Consider the following 17,170-nt stretch of genomic DNA (forward strand, 5'->3'; position numbering starts at 1 on the left):
AGAACTATATAAAAAATATGACTAAGAGGTTTTACCTTTTTGCGTTTGCGATGAGCGCATTAATGGCAGGATGCGGCAGGCAGGAAACAAAAGCACCTGCCGCTCCAACGGCACCTAAAAAGCCGGAATTGATGGCGCCTTTCAGGTTTCATAAACTGATAGAGGTATCGCCCGGGCAAAGCTATGACGTTTTGAGCTGGGGCCGTGGCGCAGAAGAGGCAGGATCATTCATGATATTACATTCGGATTCGTCGGCTATAAAATATACAACAACCACCGGAGATTTGGATGGCGTTATCATCGATGTTTATAATTCGGATATGGATGTGGACGGCAACCCGGAGATCCTGATCCAGGCAAAATCAAAGGATACAACCAATTACACGTCCATCTACGCTTTTGAGTTTAACGACAACAACAGCAAGGCCAATAAATTGGATTTTCCGAGGCTAACCAGTTCACAACGCAAAGGCTACCGTGGTAATGATAATTTTTATATCAGGGATGGAAAGTTGATGCGGGAGTTCCCGATCTTCAATGGTACAGGTAAAGAGGCAAAACCTTCGGGTGCAAAACGCCAGCTGGAATATGGTTTACGTGGTAATGAATTTACCGTAAAACAGCTGAGCAAAGACTCTACTGATGTAAGCAATAAAGCTTCTGACAACCAGCCTGCTAAAGCTGAGGAGAAAAAATCATCGAATAAACAAAGCTCATCTTCTTCAAAATCATCGAAGAAAAAGCATAAGAGGCATAGAGGATAGTTTAGTTTGCGTTACAAACGCAAACCCAAGTTAAGCGCTCGTTACAAACGAGTGCAAGGTAAAAAAGCCTGATAGAGAAAATAACAACTTTATCAGGCTTTTTACTAACCTCTTATCTCCAGGCTCTAATCACTAAGTTTGTATCACCCCCACATTAAAAGCTTTTTCGATAGGCGCGTGATTGGCAGCTTCAATCCCCATCGATATTACCTTACGGGTTTCAAGCGGATCGATTATACCATCAACCCAGAGACGGGCTGCAGCATAGTATGGAGTTGTTTGAGAGTTATATCTGTCTGTTATCTGTTGCAGTAATTCGGCTTCTTTTACGGCGTCTACTTCTTCGCCTTTGGCTTTGAGTCCTGCTGCCTGAATTTGTAACAGGGTTTTGGCTGCTTGTCCGCCGCCCATTACTGCGATCTTGGCTGACGGCCATGCATAAATTAACCGGGGATCGTAGGCTTTGCCGCACATGGCGTAATTGCCCGCCCCGTAGCTATTTCCAATAACGATGGTAAATTTGGGCACTACAGAATTTGCAACTGCATTCACCATTTTAGCGCCGTCTTTAATGATCCCACCCTGCTCTGAGCGACTGCCCACCATAAAACCGGTAACATCCTGTAAAAACACCAGTGGGATCTTCTTTTGATTACAATTCATGATAAAGCGCGTAGCCTTATCCGCCGAATCAGAATAGATCACCCCGCCAAACTGCATCTCACCCTTTTTAGATTTGATCACCTTGCGCTGATTGGCAACAATTCCTACAGCCCAGCCATCAACGCGGCCCAATCCACAAATAATAGATTGCCCATAACCATCTTTATAGGGTTCAAATTCGGAGTTATCCAAAAGGCGGAGGATGACCTCCATCATATCATAGGCTTTCTCCCTGTTATCCGGCAATATGCCATAAATTTCTTTTTCGTTAAGTTTTGGAGCCGATGACTGAATCCTGTCGAAACCGGCTTTAGTATAATCGCCAGTCATGCTCATGATATTCCGGATGGAATCAAGCGCGGCCTGGTCATTAGGCTGCTTATAATCGGTAACACCGGAGATCTCGCAGTGCGTAGTGGCACCACCAAGAGTTTCATTATCTACATCTTCACCTATGGCTGATTTTACCAGGTATGATCCCGCCAGGAACACAGAGCCTGTGCCCTCTACGATCATGGCCTCATCGCTCATGATTGGCAGGTAAGCGCCGCCCGCAACACAAGAACCCATAATGGCAGCAATCTGGATAATCCCCATACTGCTCATGATAGCGTTATTGCGGAAGATCCGGCCAAAATGCTCCTTATCCGGAAAGATCTCATCTTGCAAAGGCAGGTAAACGCCCGCCGAATCGACAAGATAAATAATAGGAAGTTTATTTTCGATAGCTATTTCCTGGGCGCGCAGGTTCTTCTTGGCAGTTATCGGGAACCAAGCCCCTGCCTTTACGGTAGCATCATTGGCAACAACAACACATTGCCTGCCCGATATATATCCAATGCCACAAATAACGCCACCTGATGGGCAACCACCGTGTTCACCATACATACCATCGGCTACAAAAGCACCGATCTCCAGCCATGGTTTATCTTTATCAATCAGGTAAGCCACCCTTTCGCGGGCGAGCATTTTGCCTTTTTCTTTTTGTTTGGCAGCTGCCTTTTCGCCGCCACCCTGGTATACTTTGTTAAGCCGGGTGTTTAGCTCATAAACAAGCTGCTTATTAATATCTTCATTTTTATTGAATTCGATATTCATAATTGGTTTTAGATAGGACAGGTAATTTAGAAAATTTCCTATCACAAAAAGGCAATCATGAACTGTTTTGTTTTAAAGAAGAAAAACGGTCATTGATCTGAAGTATAAATGGCGATATGCCGTTTTATCCCGGCAACAAAAACTCGCCGATTGCAAATACTCTTCGACTTCAAACTTTCGACTTAAGACTTAAGTAAGGTTTCTGTCCTTAAACCATACTTCATCTGGTTTGGCATTGAAAGTATCCATCAGATTTACCAGTTCTATCGGATCGCCCGAAGTAAGGATCAGTTCACGATTGGCTGGCTTCAGGAAACGCTGTTCAACCATTACATCCATCTGTTTAAGTAACAGATCATAAAAACCGTTTACGTTTAACAGCCCAATCGGGTGATTATGCAAACCCAATTGCAACCAGGTTAATACCTCAAAAAATTCCTCAAGGGTACCCCAACCACCAGGAAGCGTAATGATGCCGTCGCTAAGGTCATTCATCATTTGTTTACGCTGATGCATATTCTCAACAATATGCAATTCGGTTAAACCGGTATGCCCAACTTCTTTATCCATTAAAAATTGAGGGATAATACCTATGGCCTTGCCTCCCCTGCTTAACACAGCATCGGCCATTAAACCCATGACGCCAACTTTGCCGCCGCCAAATACAAGGGTAATATCACGGCTCACCATTACTTCGGCCAGTTGATCAATTGCTTGTTTTAATATAGGGTCGCCATTAAAATTAGCGCCGCAGAATACACAGATAGCTTTCATATTGAACAAAAATAAAGGTTTAATATTAAGTGCTGAATAACTATTAGTCATTATTTATATGACCGGTTTACATTGTGGTATTATTAATATATTTAAAAAAAATATCACATGAAAAAACCTATTTTAACCATTATCACCTTTTTTATTATCGCATCGCAGGCGTTTGCGCAAAACATCATTACTCCTAAAGTTGAGCAAAAAGATGATCAATCAACGATCATCAAAAAAATTGAAACTGACAATTTATATACTGTTGTAACTTTTATAGGCCATGCTTACCAGGATAACGCATGGATTCAGCTCAATAAGGAGATTTATCTCCAAACTGATTTGAACAACGCACACTATGACTACGTTAAGTCAGAAAGTATAGCAATGGTACCGAATAAAACCATATTAAAAAAGGCCGGTAATAAACTTGAATTTAAAGTATACTTTAAAAAAATACCTGCGGCTGCAAAATCAATAGACATCATAGAACATGCCGGGTTAAGCAAGTCGGGAATCAGCTATTTTAACTTTTATAACGTTAGTTTAATTGAGCAAGCTCCTAAAATAACAGATGTGGTTTTGCTTCCGCCGCCGCCAATACAAAGAGACACAGCCTCAACGGGCTTGCTTTACGGAAACGCTTCAAACGAAATGCAAAACGCTATGAGCTCTATGGGCCCGATGTATGCATCTATGGCAAAATCAGTACTTGATGCCCAGCTTGGCTACTTTAAACAGCCGGGCAAATTAGCCGAAATAGCCAAATTGAATAAAGAATATTTTGACGCGCTTGTTAAAGAAGGTTTCACTTATGATCAGGCATTAAAAATTATAACCTCCGGTAGCCTGATTTCTAAGTCATCGTCTGTTCCCGGCCAGTAAGGTTATTAAACAAAAGAGCCTGAAAGTACGGTAAACTTGCGCTTACCATATCTTTCAGGCTTTTTATCTTTATGCAGTTTATATTAAGAATTACCTGCTTGTATTATTAAACAAAAGAGCCTGAAAGTACGGTAAACTTGCGCTTACCATATCTTTCAGGCTTTTTATCTTTATGCAGTTTATATTAAGAATTACCTGCTTGTATAGTTAGGTGCTTCTTTAGTAATAGTAATATCGTGCGGATGGCTTTCACGCATACCAGCAGCGGTGATGCGTACAAATTTTGCACGTTGCAAGTCTTCGATATTAGCCGCACCGCAATAGTGCATACCGGCACGTAAACCACCGATATATTGGAATATTACTTCGGCCATGCTGCCTTTAAATGGCACGCGACCAACAATACCTTCAGGAACCAATTTGGTCACCACGTCGGTTTCATCCTGGAAGTAGCGATCTTTTGAACCTTTTGCCATAGCCTCAACCGAACCCATACCGCGGTATGATTTAAATTTACGGCCTTCGTATATAATAGTTTCGCCGGGTGACTCTTCAACACCTGCAAACAATGAACCTGCCATGATTGAACTTGCTCCGGCAGCTATAGCTTTAACGATATCGCCAGTTTGTTTAATACCGCCATCGGCAATAACCGGGATACCACGGCCTTCAAGCGCTTTAGCGCATTCGTAAACGGCATATAGCTGCGGTACACCTACACCTGCAATGATACGGGTAGTACAAATTGAGCCCGGGCCAATACCTACTTTAACAGCGTCTGCTCCGGCATCGGCAAGTGCTATAGCGGCATCACCAGTGGCAATGTTACCGGCAATCACCTGCAGATTAGGGTAAAGCTTTTTAACCGCTTTAACCATATCAATAACTCCTTTTGAATGGCCGTGAGCGGTATCAACCGTAACTACATCCACACCTGCGTTAACCAGAGCTGTTACACGGTCAATATTATCGGCAGCAACACCAACGGCAGCACCTACGCGTAAACGACCGTATTCGTCCTTACAAGCGTTAGGGAAGTTTTTAACTTTCTGAATGTCTTTATAAGTGATGAGGCCTACCAGTTTCCCATCTTTATTAACAACAGGTAGTTTCTCAATCTTATTACTTTGCAATATGTTGGCTGCATCGGTTAAGGTAGTCCCTTCTGGTGCAGTGATCAGGTTTGTTTTGGTCATTACTTCACTTACGGGAACGCTCATGTCCTTTTGGAAACGAAGATCGCGGTTGGTGATAATACCTTTCAGGTTATGATCTGCATCGATAACCGGGATGCCGCCAATGCTAAATTCTCTCATAATTTGGAAAGCATCTGCAAGCAGTGCATCTTCCAGTAAAGTTACCGGGTCCTGGATCATGCCGCTCTCTGAACGTTTCACCTTGCGCACCTCGTCGGCTTGTGCCTGTATGGTCATGTTTTTGTGTAACATGCCGATACCGCCTGCCTGTGCAATGGCAATAGCCAAATCAGCCTCAGTAACGGTATCCATAGCGGCCGAGATGATGGGAATGTTTAACCGGATGCTTTTAGTTAAGTAAGTTCCGGTATTCACTTCGCGTGGTAAAACTTCTGAATAAGCCGGGAGTAGTAAAACGTCGTCGTAAGTTAATCCTTCGGCAACAAATTTTGATGGGTCTAACTGCATAGCAAATAATTATTTTGGAGTTATTATTTGCCGGGCAAAGGTAATAAAATATTTCGGAATTGAGAATTTCGATTTCGGATTTATTTAAAATTGCCTTGGGATGATAATTCAGGATTTCGGATTTCGAATGTTCGATTTAGGATTTTAGCAGTGGGCATTCAATAATTTAGATTTGGGATGTTCAGCCTTCAAGTGGGCGCCCTGAACATCCCAAATCCAAAATCAAGACAAATCCGAAATCGAACATTCGAAATTCGAAATCAAAGTAATCCGAAATCGAACATCCCAATTTCGAAATACCTCTAATACTTTCCTACAATCACTTTATAAAACTGATCGAAGTTAAAGTATGTGTTAGCCAGTTGGATCAGCTTATCTGAAGTTATATTTTTTACAGTTGCTGTGTACCTGTGGTAGTAATCATAATCCAAGCCTGCAAAATAGATAGTTTTGAATTTATCAGCATGCGAAAACACATTTTCCAGGCTGCCCAGTAACGAGCCAAGCATATAATTGCGCACCAATGATAACTCTTCTTCCGGCACCAATTCAGTTTTCAGTAGGTTGATTTCCTTTTCAATTTCATTAACTGCCAGCTTGCAAACATCAGCTCCAACTTCAGTAGCTATAAAAAATGAGCCCCCTTGCTTAAACGAGGCGAGGCCTGAGCCTATACCATAGGTATATCCCTTATCCTCGCGGATATTGGCCATCAGCCTCGAACCAAAATAACCACCGAATACCGTATTTAATATCTGTAAAGATTGAAAATCTTCATGTGAACGGTTGATGGTAGGCGTGCCTATCCGGATGGCTGATTGCAAGGCTTCCGGTTTCTCTGTAAAGTAGAATAGGTCGGCGGCGGCCTTTATATCTGGTTGAGTTGTAGCACCCAGTTCGGAGGTGTTTGACCAGTTTTTATCAAAAGTATCTGTAAGCAGATTTAGCGTTTCGGGTTCAACTTTGCCTGCTATAACGATAGTGCAATTTGATGGCTGATACATTTTTTTGTAATGGGCCAGCATATTGTCACGTTGCAAGGTTTGATAGTCAGGCATTTCAGAGGCATAACCAAAAATGGTGGCTCCATAAACCGCCCTGTTAAACACACGCCGTGCCACAACATCATTTTTTTGCAGGCTAACCTGTAGCTTTTGCTGTTGGTTACGCTTAAAAGTTTCCAGTTCCTTTTCGGGGAAAATTGAATTGTTAAGGATATCAGCGATAACCGGCAATGTATGGTGCAAATGTTTGTTTAAGCTGTATAGCGTAACCTGCGAACTTTCGTAACCATAATCAACCTGCAAAAAGGCACCGTAGAAATCAATTTTATCAGCAATTTGTGCGGCGGTTAAGGTTGTAGTACCATCGGTAAGCATGGAGTTTACGGCCATATTAAGCAACGGTTTTGCCGGATCAAAAGTCAGATTACTGAAGATCCATTCAATGCGCACCAATTTCTGATCGCCGGAGTTAAAGCAAAAAACGTTACAGCCATTGCCAAGCTTCTGATGCTCCGGCTTAATCAGGCTTATATTATCGATAGCCCTGAATTCAGGAGCTAATTGTCTGTTGATCATATGTATATTGTTTGACCCTGATTTGCCTGATTTTTGGATTCCCTGATCCTGATATACTCAATCCATCCGGGCAATCCTAAAATCCAATAAATCAAGGTTCTGTTTACTTCTCTGCTAAATAAATAAGCGTTGATGAATTATCTTTCCTGAACAGTTTATTGGCTTGCTCCTTTACCTGTGTAGCGCTCACGGCAAGATATCTTGCTGTTTCATGGTTGATCAGGTCAGCATCGCCAAGGAGCTCGAACGAGGCCAGGTTCATCGCCTTATCCAACAATGACATTTCTGAAAATATCATGGTCGATTCGGTTTTGTTCTGAACTTTGGTAAGTTCGTCGGCCGGGATCTCTTCGGCTTTAATTTTCTCCAGCTCATCCCATAACGCAGCTTCTGCCTGTTCAATGCTGATACCTTCAAGCGGTTTACCTTCTAATACAAACATTCCTTTATCCAAACTGCCCGTAATATAAGCATGTACTTCGCTAAAGATCTGTTTTTCCTTGATCAGCGATTTGTACAATCGTGATGAATTGCCGCGCGAAAGGACATCTGAAAGCAACTCAACCACATAGTAGTCATCATCCGTACGGGTACCCATCTGAAACGCTATATACACATCATTAAGCGGCACTTTAGCAGTCACCGTTTCGCGACGGGCTTCATGTTGCTCGGCCTCTTGTGGCAGGTTACGATGATATTTTTCACCGGCAGGGATCGCCCCAAACCATTTTTCAGAAAGCTCTTTTACCTGTTCTGTTGTTATATTGCCCCCTACTACCATGATGGCGTTTTGCGGGTTATAATGCTTTTTGAAGAAGGCTTTTACATCCTCAATACGGGCATCCTCAATGTGTTTGATGGTTTTACCGATGGTTGCCCAGCGATAAGGGTGTGTTTTATAAACCAACGGACGAAGCTTTAACCAAACATCGCCATAGGGCTGGTTCAGGTAGCGTTGCTTAAACTCTTCAATAACCACGTTGCGCTGCACTTCAAGGCTTTTTTCGCTAAAGGCAAGGCTTAACATGCGGTCGCTTTCCAGCCAAAAGGCAGTTTCCAGGTTAGCTGAGGGTAAGGTTATATAGTAGTTAGTGATATCATTGCTGGTAAAGGCGTTATTTTCGCCTCCTACCCTCTGCAGTGGCTCGTCATACACAGGGATATTTACAGAACCGCCAAACATCAGGTGTTCAAACAAGTGGGCAAAACCGGTTTGTTCAGGATCTTCATCGCGTGCCCCAACATCATACAGAATATTGAGCACAGCCATAGGTGTGGTATTATCTTCATGTACAATAACCCTGAGGCCATTGTCAAGCGTAAATCGGTTGAATTTAACCATGTATCTATTAAATTTTTATACGGATAGCAAATGTATAACTTTTGGTGACATTGAAAGTGAATGCCAAAAATGAACGACAGTTTTAGGTTAGGCTCCGGTATTTTTTTACTTTTAAGCTACCAATGACCCGCGACGAACTTACTCAAAAAATAGCGAATACCATAGGCAAGCTTAAAGTGCTTGAACTAAGCCGCATTTTAACCGAGCAGCAGTTTGATCTGCGTGATTTGATAGACATTACCTTTCATCCAGATAAACCACTCGGCTTTCGCGCAGCCTGGCTGCTGGAAAATATGTTTTTAAAAGACCCTGCTGTTTTTACTAATAATCTTGAATATTTAATTGAACGGCTACCACAAGTTACCAATCCAGGTTGCCAAAGGCATTATGCCAAAATACTAATGCACGCGAGTGAAGAAAATGAACAATCGCCGGTAAAGAAAAAATTGAACATTCTTGACCTTGAACCTGTTGTTGAGCAGCTTTTTGACTGGATGATAGATTCAAAAGTAAAAATAGCGGTGAAAGTATTTGCCGGCTGGGCTTTGCTGAATTTGCGGTTCCGGTATCCCTGGGTGGCCGATGAATTGCCAGCACAGCTTGAGTTTTTAATGCGAAATGGTACCGCAGCTATCCAATCGGCTGGAAGAAAAATGATGAAGGAGTTAAGCTCCGCTAAATCTCCCCGAGAAGAAGGCTTTAAATAAAAGCCAAAAGCCGCCAACAAATATCCCGCTGTCCCTACAGAAATATTTGTCGCCGACTTTTAACTTAAGATTTTCGACTTAAGGCTACCGACTTACTCGGTTGGCCTGTCTTCTCCGTGCAGGTTGTGGCTTACCTGGCCGTGATGCAATTTGGCAGCCAGAGCTGATGAACTATCGTCGGCATAGGTACCATAAGCATTTACCAACACGCCCTTTAAGTTATATTTGGATGATGACACAGCATATACAATCGACATATCGGAGGGATTGCTTGCACCTTCAAAACGGTAAAACTCGTCTATTTCAAAATCATCGGCAGTCATATGAATATCTTTTTCCTTATCATCAATGGTATCACCATCAAGACTAAGGTTGGCTGTATATCCCCTCTTCAGCAGGTCATTAGTGGCATCTACTAAGGTTTCGTAATTTTTCATGGTGATGTTCTTTGTATAGGTAAACAAAAAAAGATCTGGTTGATCATCTTTTAATGTATAACTACAAAGGCTGCTAACTTGTTTGAATCAGAGAGATAAAAAAATCCTGCTGCAGTATGCAACAGGATTTAAACTAACAATTGAAACTTACCCTTTTCGGGTAAATATTTTTACTGCGCTTTAGCCAGCCACAATGACGCATTTAAATGGAATGCGGAATGTGAGGTATATCCTGATGGAGCATCGCCCGACCAGCCATTAAATAAGCTGTCGCCGGTATCACCGGTACCGTCATCAGCATCCGAACTATCACCTATCCAAACTACGCGACCGCTACCATAAGTTGCCAATAACGCCATAGCATTGGCATTACCCCCATTTGTAGCACTGTTACGCCAGAATAACCCCTGTACACTTGAGTTATTGCCAGGGAACAAGGTTGCTGTAGAGCCATCATAAAAGGCCATTTTTGAAGCCGTACCGGCTGCACCGTTCAATACTTTTTGCGCATTAGCATTGGAACCGGTGTAAACGTTGGTAGATGGGCTTTCATTGATATCAACATAATTAATGTTAAAGCCGAATGGGTTGTTGTTATTGATACCGTTATTGGTCATCAAATCATTCCAAACCCTTGGTGAATCGTAACCATCGCCGTCACGGTCTGACGGATTATAGCCATTGGCATCAGTACCGGCAGTTGTTGCCGCTGTGTGATCGGCTATCATGAATAAACCACCGCCGTTAGCCACAAAATTCATCAGGGCAGTTTTTTCGGCAGCAGTAAATAAACGGTTAGGTTCGCAAACAACAAAAACGTCGTAGTTGCTCAAATCCTGGGCACCGCCGCCGCCATAAGTGATGGCAGTTCCTACCGGAAGTGATTCAACCAGTTCCCCGCGTTTTACCAGTTCCACAGCCCATGCCGAAAGGGCACCTTTCCAATAAGTTTCAGAAGTAGATGAAGTAATACCTGTGTATGATGGAGTAGGAATACGCTGAGCTTTGGTTTCGGTAGTGGTGCCGCCGGTGTAAATAGCAACCTGCTCGGTACCGTCGGCGTCAATCTGCCAATCGGCGCTGCCTGCATTTTCAAGGTGACTTGCGTCAAACAGAAACTTTTTACCTGTAAGTACGGTTCCACCACCTGTACCACCGCCCGCGTTATCATTAATGGTGATATCATCAATATTGATACGGTTGCTGCCACCAGTAAGCTTCCGGATCTCTAAACGTACATTACCGGTTTGAGTAACTGTAAAGGTTGAAACAGTTAATGCTGACGTAGTAGTAATTGCCGAACCCGATTGAGTCCATAACGAACCACCATTTGTTGAATAAAACAATCCCCAGGTACTTGGGCTGTCACCGCTATAGGTGGCGCTTTTAATGGTTACGGTGCTGATGCCATTAGCAACATCAAACAACATGGTGATTTTACCCGTGTTGCGCACACGGGCACTCCATGCACCTGCTTTTTGATCGGCGGCGAGATTGCCGATCAGGGCGTCATACATGTTCCATGAATTGCCTGATAAAGTAACATTGTCGCCGCTTGACGAGCCGGTTGGCGATACATCATAAGCAGTTTTTGGGCTGGTTGAACCAACCTCAAAACCCTGCGTTAAGGATACAGCTAAGGTTTTGATTACTTTGTTGCCGGCAGAAATTTGATCAGCATCTTTTAATGCCGGCATTTGGCCATTTTTTTGGCAACTTGCCAGCATGCCGGTTATGGCAGCGGCCATTACCCACATACGCAGATTAGTAAGCTTTAGCATAATGATTTTTTTAGGTTTTAATGTATAAGTTAATATTATTAAATTATACGGCACACCTATACAAAAGTTAACCGATAATTATTGCCATTTCATTAACTTATTGTTAAATAAACTCATTAAAACTCACAAACCATTTTTTACATATTTGAAGCTTGACAAGCCGCTCAAAGGTTAGGCCTTAATTATTCCAGGTAATAGTGCCTGATCTTGTTCAAGCCTTCATCGAGCTCGTAAACCCATGGTGTTGCTGTAGGGATCTCCAGTGTTGTTACTTCCTCATCTGTTAAATTATCAATATATTTTATCAGTGAACGAAGACTGTTGCCGTGTGCTACTACAATAACCTTTTGATTTCGGCGCATGGCCCTCACAATTCTCTCATTCCAAAAAGGCAGTACCCTGTCCATGGTTTCGCTCAGATTTTCGGTTAGGGGGAGTTCACGCTCGGTTAAGTCTTTATACCTGAGGTCGTGACCGGGATAACGCGCATCTTCTTTGGTTATAGCCGGTGGATGCTCATTTGGGTCGCGCCGCCATTTTAACACCTGCTCTTCACCATATCTGGCAACTGTTTCATCCTTGTTCAATCCCTGAAGGGCTCCGTAAAAACGTTCATTCAATCGCCATGACTTTTCAACCGGAATCCATAAATGATCGAGTTCTTCCAAAACATAATGAAGGGTTTTGATCGACCGCTTCAGGTATGACGTGAAACCGATATCAAAATTGTAACCATTCTTATCAAGTATCTTACCAGCATGGTGGGCCTGTTCGTATCCCTTTTCCGACAAGTCGACATCTTCCCATCCGGTAAAACGGTTTTGTTGGTTAAAAACGCTTTCACCGTGACGTATTAATACTAATTTTTGCATAGCTATTTACTTAACGCAAAAGTAAGTTAAGGGTTGTCAAAAACTTGCTTAATATTTATAAATCAGTTAGCTTGCGGTACAAACCAATAAACTAAAACCTAATATGATCCCTACTACACCTGTACCGGTGAAGGATGGCATTGCCAATCCTGCGCCGCTTGGCCTTTGCGCTTTCGGTATGACCACCGTTTTATTAAACATCCACAACGCCGGCTTTTTTGAAATGAATACCATGATCTTAGCCATGGGTATATTTTACGGCGGCTTAGCACAGGTTATTGCCGGTGTTATCGAAGCTAAAAAGAACAATACTTTTGGGTTAACAGCATTTACATCATACGGATTTTTCTGGCTTTCGTTGGTTGGCTTATTGGTAATGCCTAAGCTTGGCTGGGGCGCAGCCCCGTCTGAAGGTGCAATGATAGCTTACCTGAGTATTTGGGGTATATTTACTTTCCTGTTATTTTTTGGAACTTTAAAACTCAACCGCGCGCTGCAATTTGTTTTTGCTTCGCTAACTATATTGTTTTTCCTGTTAGTGGCGGGTGATGCTACGGGCAACGCAGGCATTAAACATTTGGCTGGTTATGAAGGTATCATTTGCGGAGCTTCGGCCATTTATACCGGTATTGCAAACGTACTGAATGAAGTTTATGGAAAAACTGTTTTACCAATTGGCCCGGTGAAGGTTTAAATTATTTCAGCTAAATTGCGTGGGTGAAAGATTATAAAAAATATTACAGCATACCGGCCACTCCCGAAGAGATTTACATGGCCATCACCAACCCTGTTACCATTGAATTATGGACTGGCGAAGTAGCAGAAATGTCTGCCGAGCCCGGTACCGAATTTTCAATGTGGGATGGCAGTATTGTAGGAAAAAACCTTGAATTTGAGCTCAATAAAAAAGTTGTTCAGCAATGGTATTTTGAAGGTCAAAGCGATAACTCGATAGTAACCATCAAACTACACGCCGATAAAAATGGAACATCAGCCGAACTAAGGCACACCAACATTCCCGATGATGATTATAACGACATTGTTGATGGATGGAATGACAGCTATTTTGGTGGCTTGATCGATTTTTTTGAAGGCGCTTAAGACATCTAAATAGTAAAATACATTATACCCATGAAACAAGGTCTTTTAATTGATATGGATGGGGTGATTTACAGCGGCGAACAACTCATTGAAGGCGCTGATAAATTCATCAAACATCTTATAGATAATGACATCCCTTTTGCCTTTATGACCAATAACAGCCAGCGCACCAGCCTGGAGGTTGTGCGCAAGCTTAAAAGGCTTGGAATAACTGTTGAAACCAAGCACGTTTATACCAGCGCCATGGCTACCGGCAAATTCCTGGGCGATCAAAGCCCTAATGGTACCGCTTTTGTGCTGGGCGAAGGCGGCCTGCTTACCAGTCTTCACGAAAATGGGATCACACTTGTTGATTCCGATCCGGAATTCGTTGTTTTAGGCGAAGGCAGAAACTTTACCCTCGAGATGGTACAGCGTGCAGTTGATATGATCCTGGCAGGTGCTAAATTTATAACCACTAACAGGGACCCATCTCCTAAAAAACCGGGATGGAACAATTTAGGCATTGCAGCTACAACTGCTATGATTGAAGAAGCTACCGGTCGTAAGGCATTTGTAACTGGCAAACCAAGCCCGGTGATGATGCGGTCGGCAAGGAAATTCCTGGGCCTTGAAACTGCCGAAACAACCGTTATCGGTGATACGATGGAAACTGATATCCAGGGAGGCGTACAAATGGGTTATAAAACTATTCTTGTTTTATCGGGTATTTCCAGCAAGGATCAGTTAAGCCATTATGCTTTTAAACCTGATATGATAGCAAGTTCAGTAGATAAAATAGTTTTCCCGCTTAAGTGGTGGCAATAAATTAATACAAGTTCACAATCTTTTAAACACCTGATGGCCAATTTTATAACCATCGGGTGTTTGCTTTTTTATAGCTATTGGTAAATAAAGTTGATTGAAAATTTATTTAGCAGTTTTCAAACTTATACCATCACGCTTGTCAATACCTCTACCAGCTTTTGAATTTCAAAAGGCTTGCCCACGTACGCATCAGCATCCCCAAGAGCCGCCATCTGTTTGATTTCCGGGTTTGCGGAAATTAAAACGACAGGGATATCCCTTGTAGCCGGCTTAGATTTAAATAAAATACACATAATATGACCGCTAATAACAGGCAGGTTCTCATCAAGTAAAAAACAATCAGGACGCAGGGCTGTCATCTCCTCCAAACTGGTGAAACTTTTAAATCCGGTAACCCGAAAGCCTTCATGTTCAAGTAATAACGATGTAGATTCAAGGATATCGGCGTCGTCTTCTATTAATACAATATGTTTGTTCATAAATAATCCTTTTCTACGATATTGCTGTTATTCTGGTTGCAAGGCTGCGAAAGTATAATAAAATCCGAAACCAAGTCTTGAATATCCGCGGCTGATTAAAAAAATGCCATACGTCATAGTGAAAAACAGCAACAATACTCGTACCATAAATACTTTGGTTATTATACTTATTTCTCAGGTTTATCTTGATTTCGCAGCAACTTAAAAGCTTTGATAATGACTCTGTGCAAAAACATAACAATTGCTGCGTTACCGGTAATCCGGAGCTTTCATCAAGATCAGGTGATCCGGTTAAAATTGCGACCACGGGAGCAGTTTTGTTGACACGCCGACTGATTTCCTTTCGCTTAAATAGGATTGCTATATTTGTTGCATGGATACACCACTCCAACTCTCCACCTTCGAATCTGAGTTTCGCGTACGCCCCGATGATATAGATATGTTTCAGCATGTGCATAATAGTAAATACTTTGATTATGTACTGGCCGCCCGTTATGACCAAATGGAGCGCTGTTACGGCATGGCCATGGAAAAGTTTATAGAGCGCGGTTTCGGCTGGGTGGTGCGTACGGCTCACGTTGACTATAAACGAGCATTAACCATGGGCGATTACTTTATTGTAAAAACCGGCATCGAAAGCATTGACGATAAAGGCTGCCGCGTAAAGTTCGCCATCACCAATAAAGCCACTAAAAAAATCTGCTGTGATGGCTGGTTTGATTATGTTATGATTGATATGGCTACCGGTCGCGGTGCCAAAATTCCGCAGGATGTAATTGATCAGTACCTGATTTGACGGTCAACTGCGGGGGTGGAACTGGCTGATAGTGCTTTTTAAATATTCCCTGTCTAAATGAGTGTAGATTTCGGTTGTGGTGATGCTTTCATGTCCCAGCATCTCCTGTACAGCGCGTAAATCAGCGCCTCCTTCAACCAGATGGGTGGCAAACGAATGGCGAAATGTATGCGGGCTTATCTTTTTCTTCAACCCTATTGTTTCAGCTAAACCTTTTATAGTTAAGAAAATGATCTGCCGGCTTAACCTTGTTCCGCGCCTATTCAGGAAAACATAATCTTCCTCTCCTTTTTTTATCGGATTATGCACCCGCACGTTTTCTACCCAGAGCCTTATTGCCTTTATAGCTTCGCTTCCTATAGGCACCAACCGTTCCTTGTTACCTTTACCCGTTACTTTTATAAATTCAATATCAAGGTACAGATTGGAAAGTTTAAGTTCTGTGAGCTCGGATACACGTAAGCCAGATCCATAAAGGGTTTCCAGTATAGCTTTATTACGCATGCCTTCGGGTTTTGAGAGATCCAGTGCGGCTATGATCTTATTGATCTCCTGGTAGCTAAGCGTATCCGGCAATTTCCGTCTGATTTTTGGCGATTCAAGCAACTCAGAAGGATCAGTCTTAATGATATCCTCCATTAGCAGGTATTTATAAAAAGCTTTAATACCAGATAGGATCCTGGCCTGCGACGACGGGATCATGCCCAGTTCATTTACCCAGTTGATAAATCCGCGCAAATCAGTTAAAGTAATTAATTCGGGCTTTAGCTTAACTACTTGTAAATCTGAAAATTGATATAGTTTTTCTATATCCCTGCTATAAGCCTCGATAGAGTTATCAGACAGCGACTTCTCTAATTTTAAATATGCCTGGAAACCTTTTATTGCCGAACGCCAATCCAATTGATTTTAGTTTTGATGATTTATAGCTAAGTTTGAACTAATGAAGATACAAATTATAAATGGCCCAAATCTGAACCTGTTAGGCGTTCGTGAAAAATCAATTTATGGCGATGCCAGCTTTGAAACTTATCTTGAAACCCTGCGTCAACGCTTTACAAACATCACTATTGATTATTATCAAAGCAACATTGAGGGCGAAATTATAAATAAACTGCATGAAATTGGTTTTAGTTATGATGGCATTGTGATAAATGCCGGAGCTTATACCCATACCTCCATAGCCATTGCAGATGCAATTGCTGCCATCAACACGCCGGTTATCGAAGTGCATATCTCTAACGTCCATAAGCGCGAAGAGTTCAGGCATAAATCAATGATAGCAGCTAACTGCCGTGGTGTAATAGCAGGTTTCGGAATGGACAGCTATCGCTTAGCCCTTGAAAACCTTGCGCTTAAATAGCGTAAAAATATTTTATCATTTTGATAAAACGCTTTTACAAAAAAAGCGTTTAACCTTTGCTTTTAGCTT

18 protein-coding genes are annotated in these 17,170 nt (G+C 42.3%); 8 read left to right on the forward strand and 10 right to left on the reverse strand.

The window, feature by feature from the left end:
* The first annotated feature begins 17 nt into the window (after positions 1 to 17).
* Positions 18 to 764 (forward strand): PliI family lysozyme inhibitor of I-type lysozyme, encoded by a 747-nt coding sequence (locus tag MTO98_RS16800; RefSeq protein WP_243487772.1) that lies wholly within the window; start codon positions 18 to 20, stop codon positions 762 to 764.
* A gap of 132 nt (positions 765 to 896) precedes the next feature.
* Here the strand turns inward: MTO98_RS16800 and MTO98_RS16805 are convergent, their stop codons facing one another.
* Both MTO98_RS16805 and MTO98_RS16810 read right to left on the reverse strand, forming a co-directional pair.
* Positions 897 to 2,525 (reverse strand): acyl-CoA carboxylase subunit beta, encoded by a 1,629-nt coding sequence (locus tag MTO98_RS16805; protein WP_243487773.1) that lies wholly within the window; start codon positions 2,523 to 2,525, stop codon positions 897 to 899.
* A gap of 189 nt (positions 2,526 to 2,714) precedes the next feature.
* Complete coding sequence (locus MTO98_RS16810) at positions 2,715 to 3,299, reverse strand: TIGR00730 family Rossman fold protein (RefSeq protein ID WP_243487774.1); 585 nt, start codon at positions 3,297 to 3,299, stop codon at positions 2,715 to 2,717.
* A 108-nt stretch (positions 3,300 to 3,407) separates the two neighbouring features.
* Between MTO98_RS16810 and MTO98_RS16815 the strand changes: the two genes are divergently transcribed.
* Positions 3,408 to 4,172, forward strand: a complete 765-nt coding sequence (locus MTO98_RS16815; protein ID WP_243487775.1) for a hypothetical protein — start codon at positions 3,408 to 3,410, stop codon at positions 4,170 to 4,172.
* Positions 4,173 to 4,363: 191 nt separating this feature from the next.
* Here MTO98_RS16815 and guaB read toward each other — a convergent pair whose 3' ends face one another.
* The 3 genes from guaB to MTO98_RS16830 all read right to left on the reverse strand — a co-directional run bounded on the left by guaB (position 4,364) and on the right by MTO98_RS16830 (position 8,758).
* The gene (gene guaB, locus MTO98_RS16820; protein ID WP_243487776.1) at positions 4,364 to 5,836 is read right to left on the reverse strand and encodes an IMP dehydrogenase; all 1,473 of its coding nucleotides are present in this window, start codon (positions 5,834 to 5,836) and stop codon (positions 4,364 to 4,366) included.
* Positions 5,837 to 6,138: 302 nt separating this feature from the next.
* Entirely contained in the window at positions 6,139 to 7,416 is a 1,278-nt protein-coding gene (locus MTO98_RS16825) for a pitrilysin family protein (protein WP_243487777.1), read from the reverse strand.
* Between the two features lie 103 nt (positions 7,417 to 7,519).
* Positions 7,520 to 8,758 (reverse strand): pitrilysin family protein, encoded by a 1,239-nt coding sequence (locus MTO98_RS16830; protein WP_243487778.1) that lies wholly within the window; start codon positions 8,756 to 8,758, stop codon positions 7,520 to 7,522.
* Positions 8,759 to 8,880: 122 nt separating this feature from the next.
* Here MTO98_RS16830 and MTO98_RS16835 point away from each other — a divergent pair, with 122 nt between their 5' ends.
* The gene (locus MTO98_RS16835; RefSeq protein ID WP_243487779.1) at positions 8,881 to 9,465 is read left to right on the forward strand and encodes a hypothetical protein; all 585 of its coding nucleotides are present in this window, start codon (positions 8,881 to 8,883) and stop codon (positions 9,463 to 9,465) included.
* A 92-nt stretch (positions 9,466 to 9,557) separates the two neighbouring features.
* On the opposite strand, the gene MTO98_RS16840 is transcribed toward MTO98_RS16835, so the two are convergent.
* The 3 genes from MTO98_RS16840 to gpmA all read right to left on the reverse strand — a co-directional run bounded on the left by MTO98_RS16840 (position 9,558) and on the right by gpmA (position 12,555).
* The gene (locus tag MTO98_RS16840; RefSeq protein WP_243487780.1) at positions 9,558 to 9,902 is read right to left on the reverse strand and encodes a phosphoribosylpyrophosphate synthetase; all 345 of its coding nucleotides are present in this window, start codon (positions 9,900 to 9,902) and stop codon (positions 9,558 to 9,560) included.
* Between the two features lie 170 nt (positions 9,903 to 10,072).
* Positions 10,073 to 11,683, reverse strand: coding sequence for a hypothetical protein (locus tag MTO98_RS16845; RefSeq protein WP_243487781.1), 1,611 nt, complete (start codon positions 11,681 to 11,683; stop codon positions 10,073 to 10,075).
* A gap of 182 nt (positions 11,684 to 11,865) precedes the next feature.
* On the reverse strand, positions 11,866 to 12,555 hold the full coding sequence (gene gpmA / locus MTO98_RS16850) for a 2,3-diphosphoglycerate-dependent phosphoglycerate mutase (protein WP_243487782.1): 690 nt from the start codon (positions 12,553 to 12,555) through the stop codon (positions 11,866 to 11,868).
* A gap of 103 nt (positions 12,556 to 12,658) precedes the next feature.
* On the opposite strand from gpmA, the gene MTO98_RS16855 reads away from it, so the two are divergent.
* The 3 genes from MTO98_RS16855 to MTO98_RS16865 are packed head-to-tail and all read left to right on the forward strand — an operon-like array spanning position 12,659 to position 14,463.
* Positions 12,659 to 13,249 carry an acetate uptake transporter gene (locus tag MTO98_RS16855; RefSeq protein ID WP_243487783.1) on the forward strand — a complete coding sequence of 197 codons (591 nt, stop codon included), beginning with the start codon at positions 12,659 to 12,661 and terminating at the stop codon, positions 13,247 to 13,249.
* Between the two features lie 23 nt (positions 13,250 to 13,272).
* Entirely contained in the window at positions 13,273 to 13,656 is a 384-nt protein-coding gene (locus MTO98_RS16860) for an SRPBCC domain-containing protein (protein ID WP_243487784.1), read from the forward strand.
* Between the two features lie 30 nt (positions 13,657 to 13,686).
* On the forward strand, positions 13,687 to 14,463 hold the full coding sequence (locus MTO98_RS16865) for an HAD-IIA family hydrolase (protein WP_243487785.1): 777 nt from the start codon (positions 13,687 to 13,689) through the stop codon (positions 14,461 to 14,463).
* 122 nt (positions 14,464 to 14,585) lie between these two features.
* Here MTO98_RS16865 and MTO98_RS16870 read toward each other — a convergent pair whose 3' ends face one another.
* Positions 14,586 to 14,942 carry a response regulator gene (locus MTO98_RS16870; RefSeq protein WP_243487786.1) on the reverse strand — a complete coding sequence of 119 codons (357 nt, stop codon included), beginning with the start codon at positions 14,940 to 14,942 and terminating at the stop codon, positions 14,586 to 14,588.
* Positions 14,943 to 15,315: 373 nt separating this feature from the next.
* Here MTO98_RS16870 and MTO98_RS16875 point away from each other — a divergent pair, with 373 nt between their 5' ends.
* Complete coding sequence (locus tag MTO98_RS16875; RefSeq protein ID WP_243487787.1) at positions 15,316 to 15,738, forward strand: thioesterase family protein; 423 nt, start codon at positions 15,316 to 15,318, stop codon at positions 15,736 to 15,738.
* A gap of 3 nt (positions 15,739 to 15,741) precedes the next feature.
* Here the strand turns inward: MTO98_RS16875 and xerD are convergent, their stop codons facing one another.
* Positions 15,742 to 16,641 (reverse strand): site-specific tyrosine recombinase XerD, encoded by a 900-nt coding sequence (gene xerD, locus MTO98_RS16880; RefSeq protein ID WP_243487788.1) that lies wholly within the window; start codon positions 16,639 to 16,641, stop codon positions 15,742 to 15,744.
* 40 nt (positions 16,642 to 16,681) lie between these two features.
* Here xerD and aroQ point away from each other — a divergent pair, with 40 nt between their 5' ends.
* Positions 16,682 to 17,101, forward strand: a complete 420-nt coding sequence (aroQ, locus tag MTO98_RS16885) for a type II 3-dehydroquinate dehydratase (protein ID WP_243487789.1) — start codon at positions 16,682 to 16,684, stop codon at positions 17,099 to 17,101.
* Positions 17,102 to 17,170: the final 69 nt, after the last annotated feature.

Source organism: Mucilaginibacter sp. SMC90 (assembly GCF_022811725.1).
In the GTDB taxonomy this organism is placed as follows: Bacteria; Bacteroidota; Bacteroidia; order Sphingobacteriales; family Sphingobacteriaceae; genus Mucilaginibacter.

Bases quoted from the DNA above. Each gene is read 5' to 3' on its own strand.
- MTO98_RS16800 (WP_243487772.1), top strand. From the start codon at position 18: ATGACTAAGAGGTTTTACCTTTTTGCGTTTGCGATGAGCGCATTAATG.
- MTO98_RS16805 (WP_243487773.1), bottom strand. From the start codon at position 2,525: ATGAATATCGAATTCAATAAAAATGAAGATATTAATAAGCAGCTTGTT.
- MTO98_RS16810 (WP_243487774.1), bottom strand. From the start codon at position 3,299: ATGAAAGCTATCTGTGTATTCTGCGGCGCTAATTTTAATGGCGACCCT.
- MTO98_RS16815 (WP_243487775.1), top strand. From the start codon at position 3,408: ATGAAAAAACCTATTTTAACCATTATCACCTTTTTTATTATCGCATCG.
- guaB (WP_243487776.1), bottom strand. From the start codon at position 5,836: ATGCAGTTAGACCCATCAAAATTTGTTGCCGAAGGATTAACTTACGAC.
- MTO98_RS16825 (WP_243487777.1), bottom strand. From the start codon at position 7,416: ATGATCAACAGACAATTAGCTCCTGAATTCAGGGCTATCGATAATATA.
- MTO98_RS16830 (WP_243487778.1), bottom strand. From the start codon at position 8,758: ATGGTTAAATTCAACCGATTTACGCTTGACAATGGCCTCAGGGTTATT.
- MTO98_RS16835 (WP_243487779.1), top strand. From the start codon at position 8,881: ATGACCCGCGACGAACTTACTCAAAAAATAGCGAATACCATAGGCAAG.
- MTO98_RS16840 (WP_243487780.1), bottom strand. From the start codon at position 9,902: ATGAAAAATTACGAAACCTTAGTAGATGCCACTAATGACCTGCTGAAG.
- MTO98_RS16845 (WP_243487781.1), bottom strand. From the start codon at position 11,683: ATGCTAAAGCTTACTAATCTGCGTATGTGGGTAATGGCCGCTGCCATA.
- gpmA (WP_243487782.1), bottom strand. From the start codon at position 12,555: ATGCAAAAATTAGTATTAATACGTCACGGTGAAAGCGTTTTTAACCAA.
- MTO98_RS16855 (WP_243487783.1), top strand. From the start codon at position 12,659: ATGATCCCTACTACACCTGTACCGGTGAAGGATGGCATTGCCAATCCT.
- MTO98_RS16865 (WP_243487785.1), top strand. From the start codon at position 13,687: ATGAAACAAGGTCTTTTAATTGATATGGATGGGGTGATTTACAGCGGC.
- MTO98_RS16870 (WP_243487786.1), bottom strand. From the start codon at position 14,942: ATGAACAAACATATTGTATTAATAGAAGACGACGCCGATATCCTTGAA.
- MTO98_RS16875 (WP_243487787.1), top strand. From the start codon at position 15,316: ATGGATACACCACTCCAACTCTCCACCTTCGAATCTGAGTTTCGCGTA.
- aroQ (WP_243487789.1), top strand. From the start codon at position 16,682: ATGAAGATACAAATTATAAATGGCCCAAATCTGAACCTGTTAGGCGTT.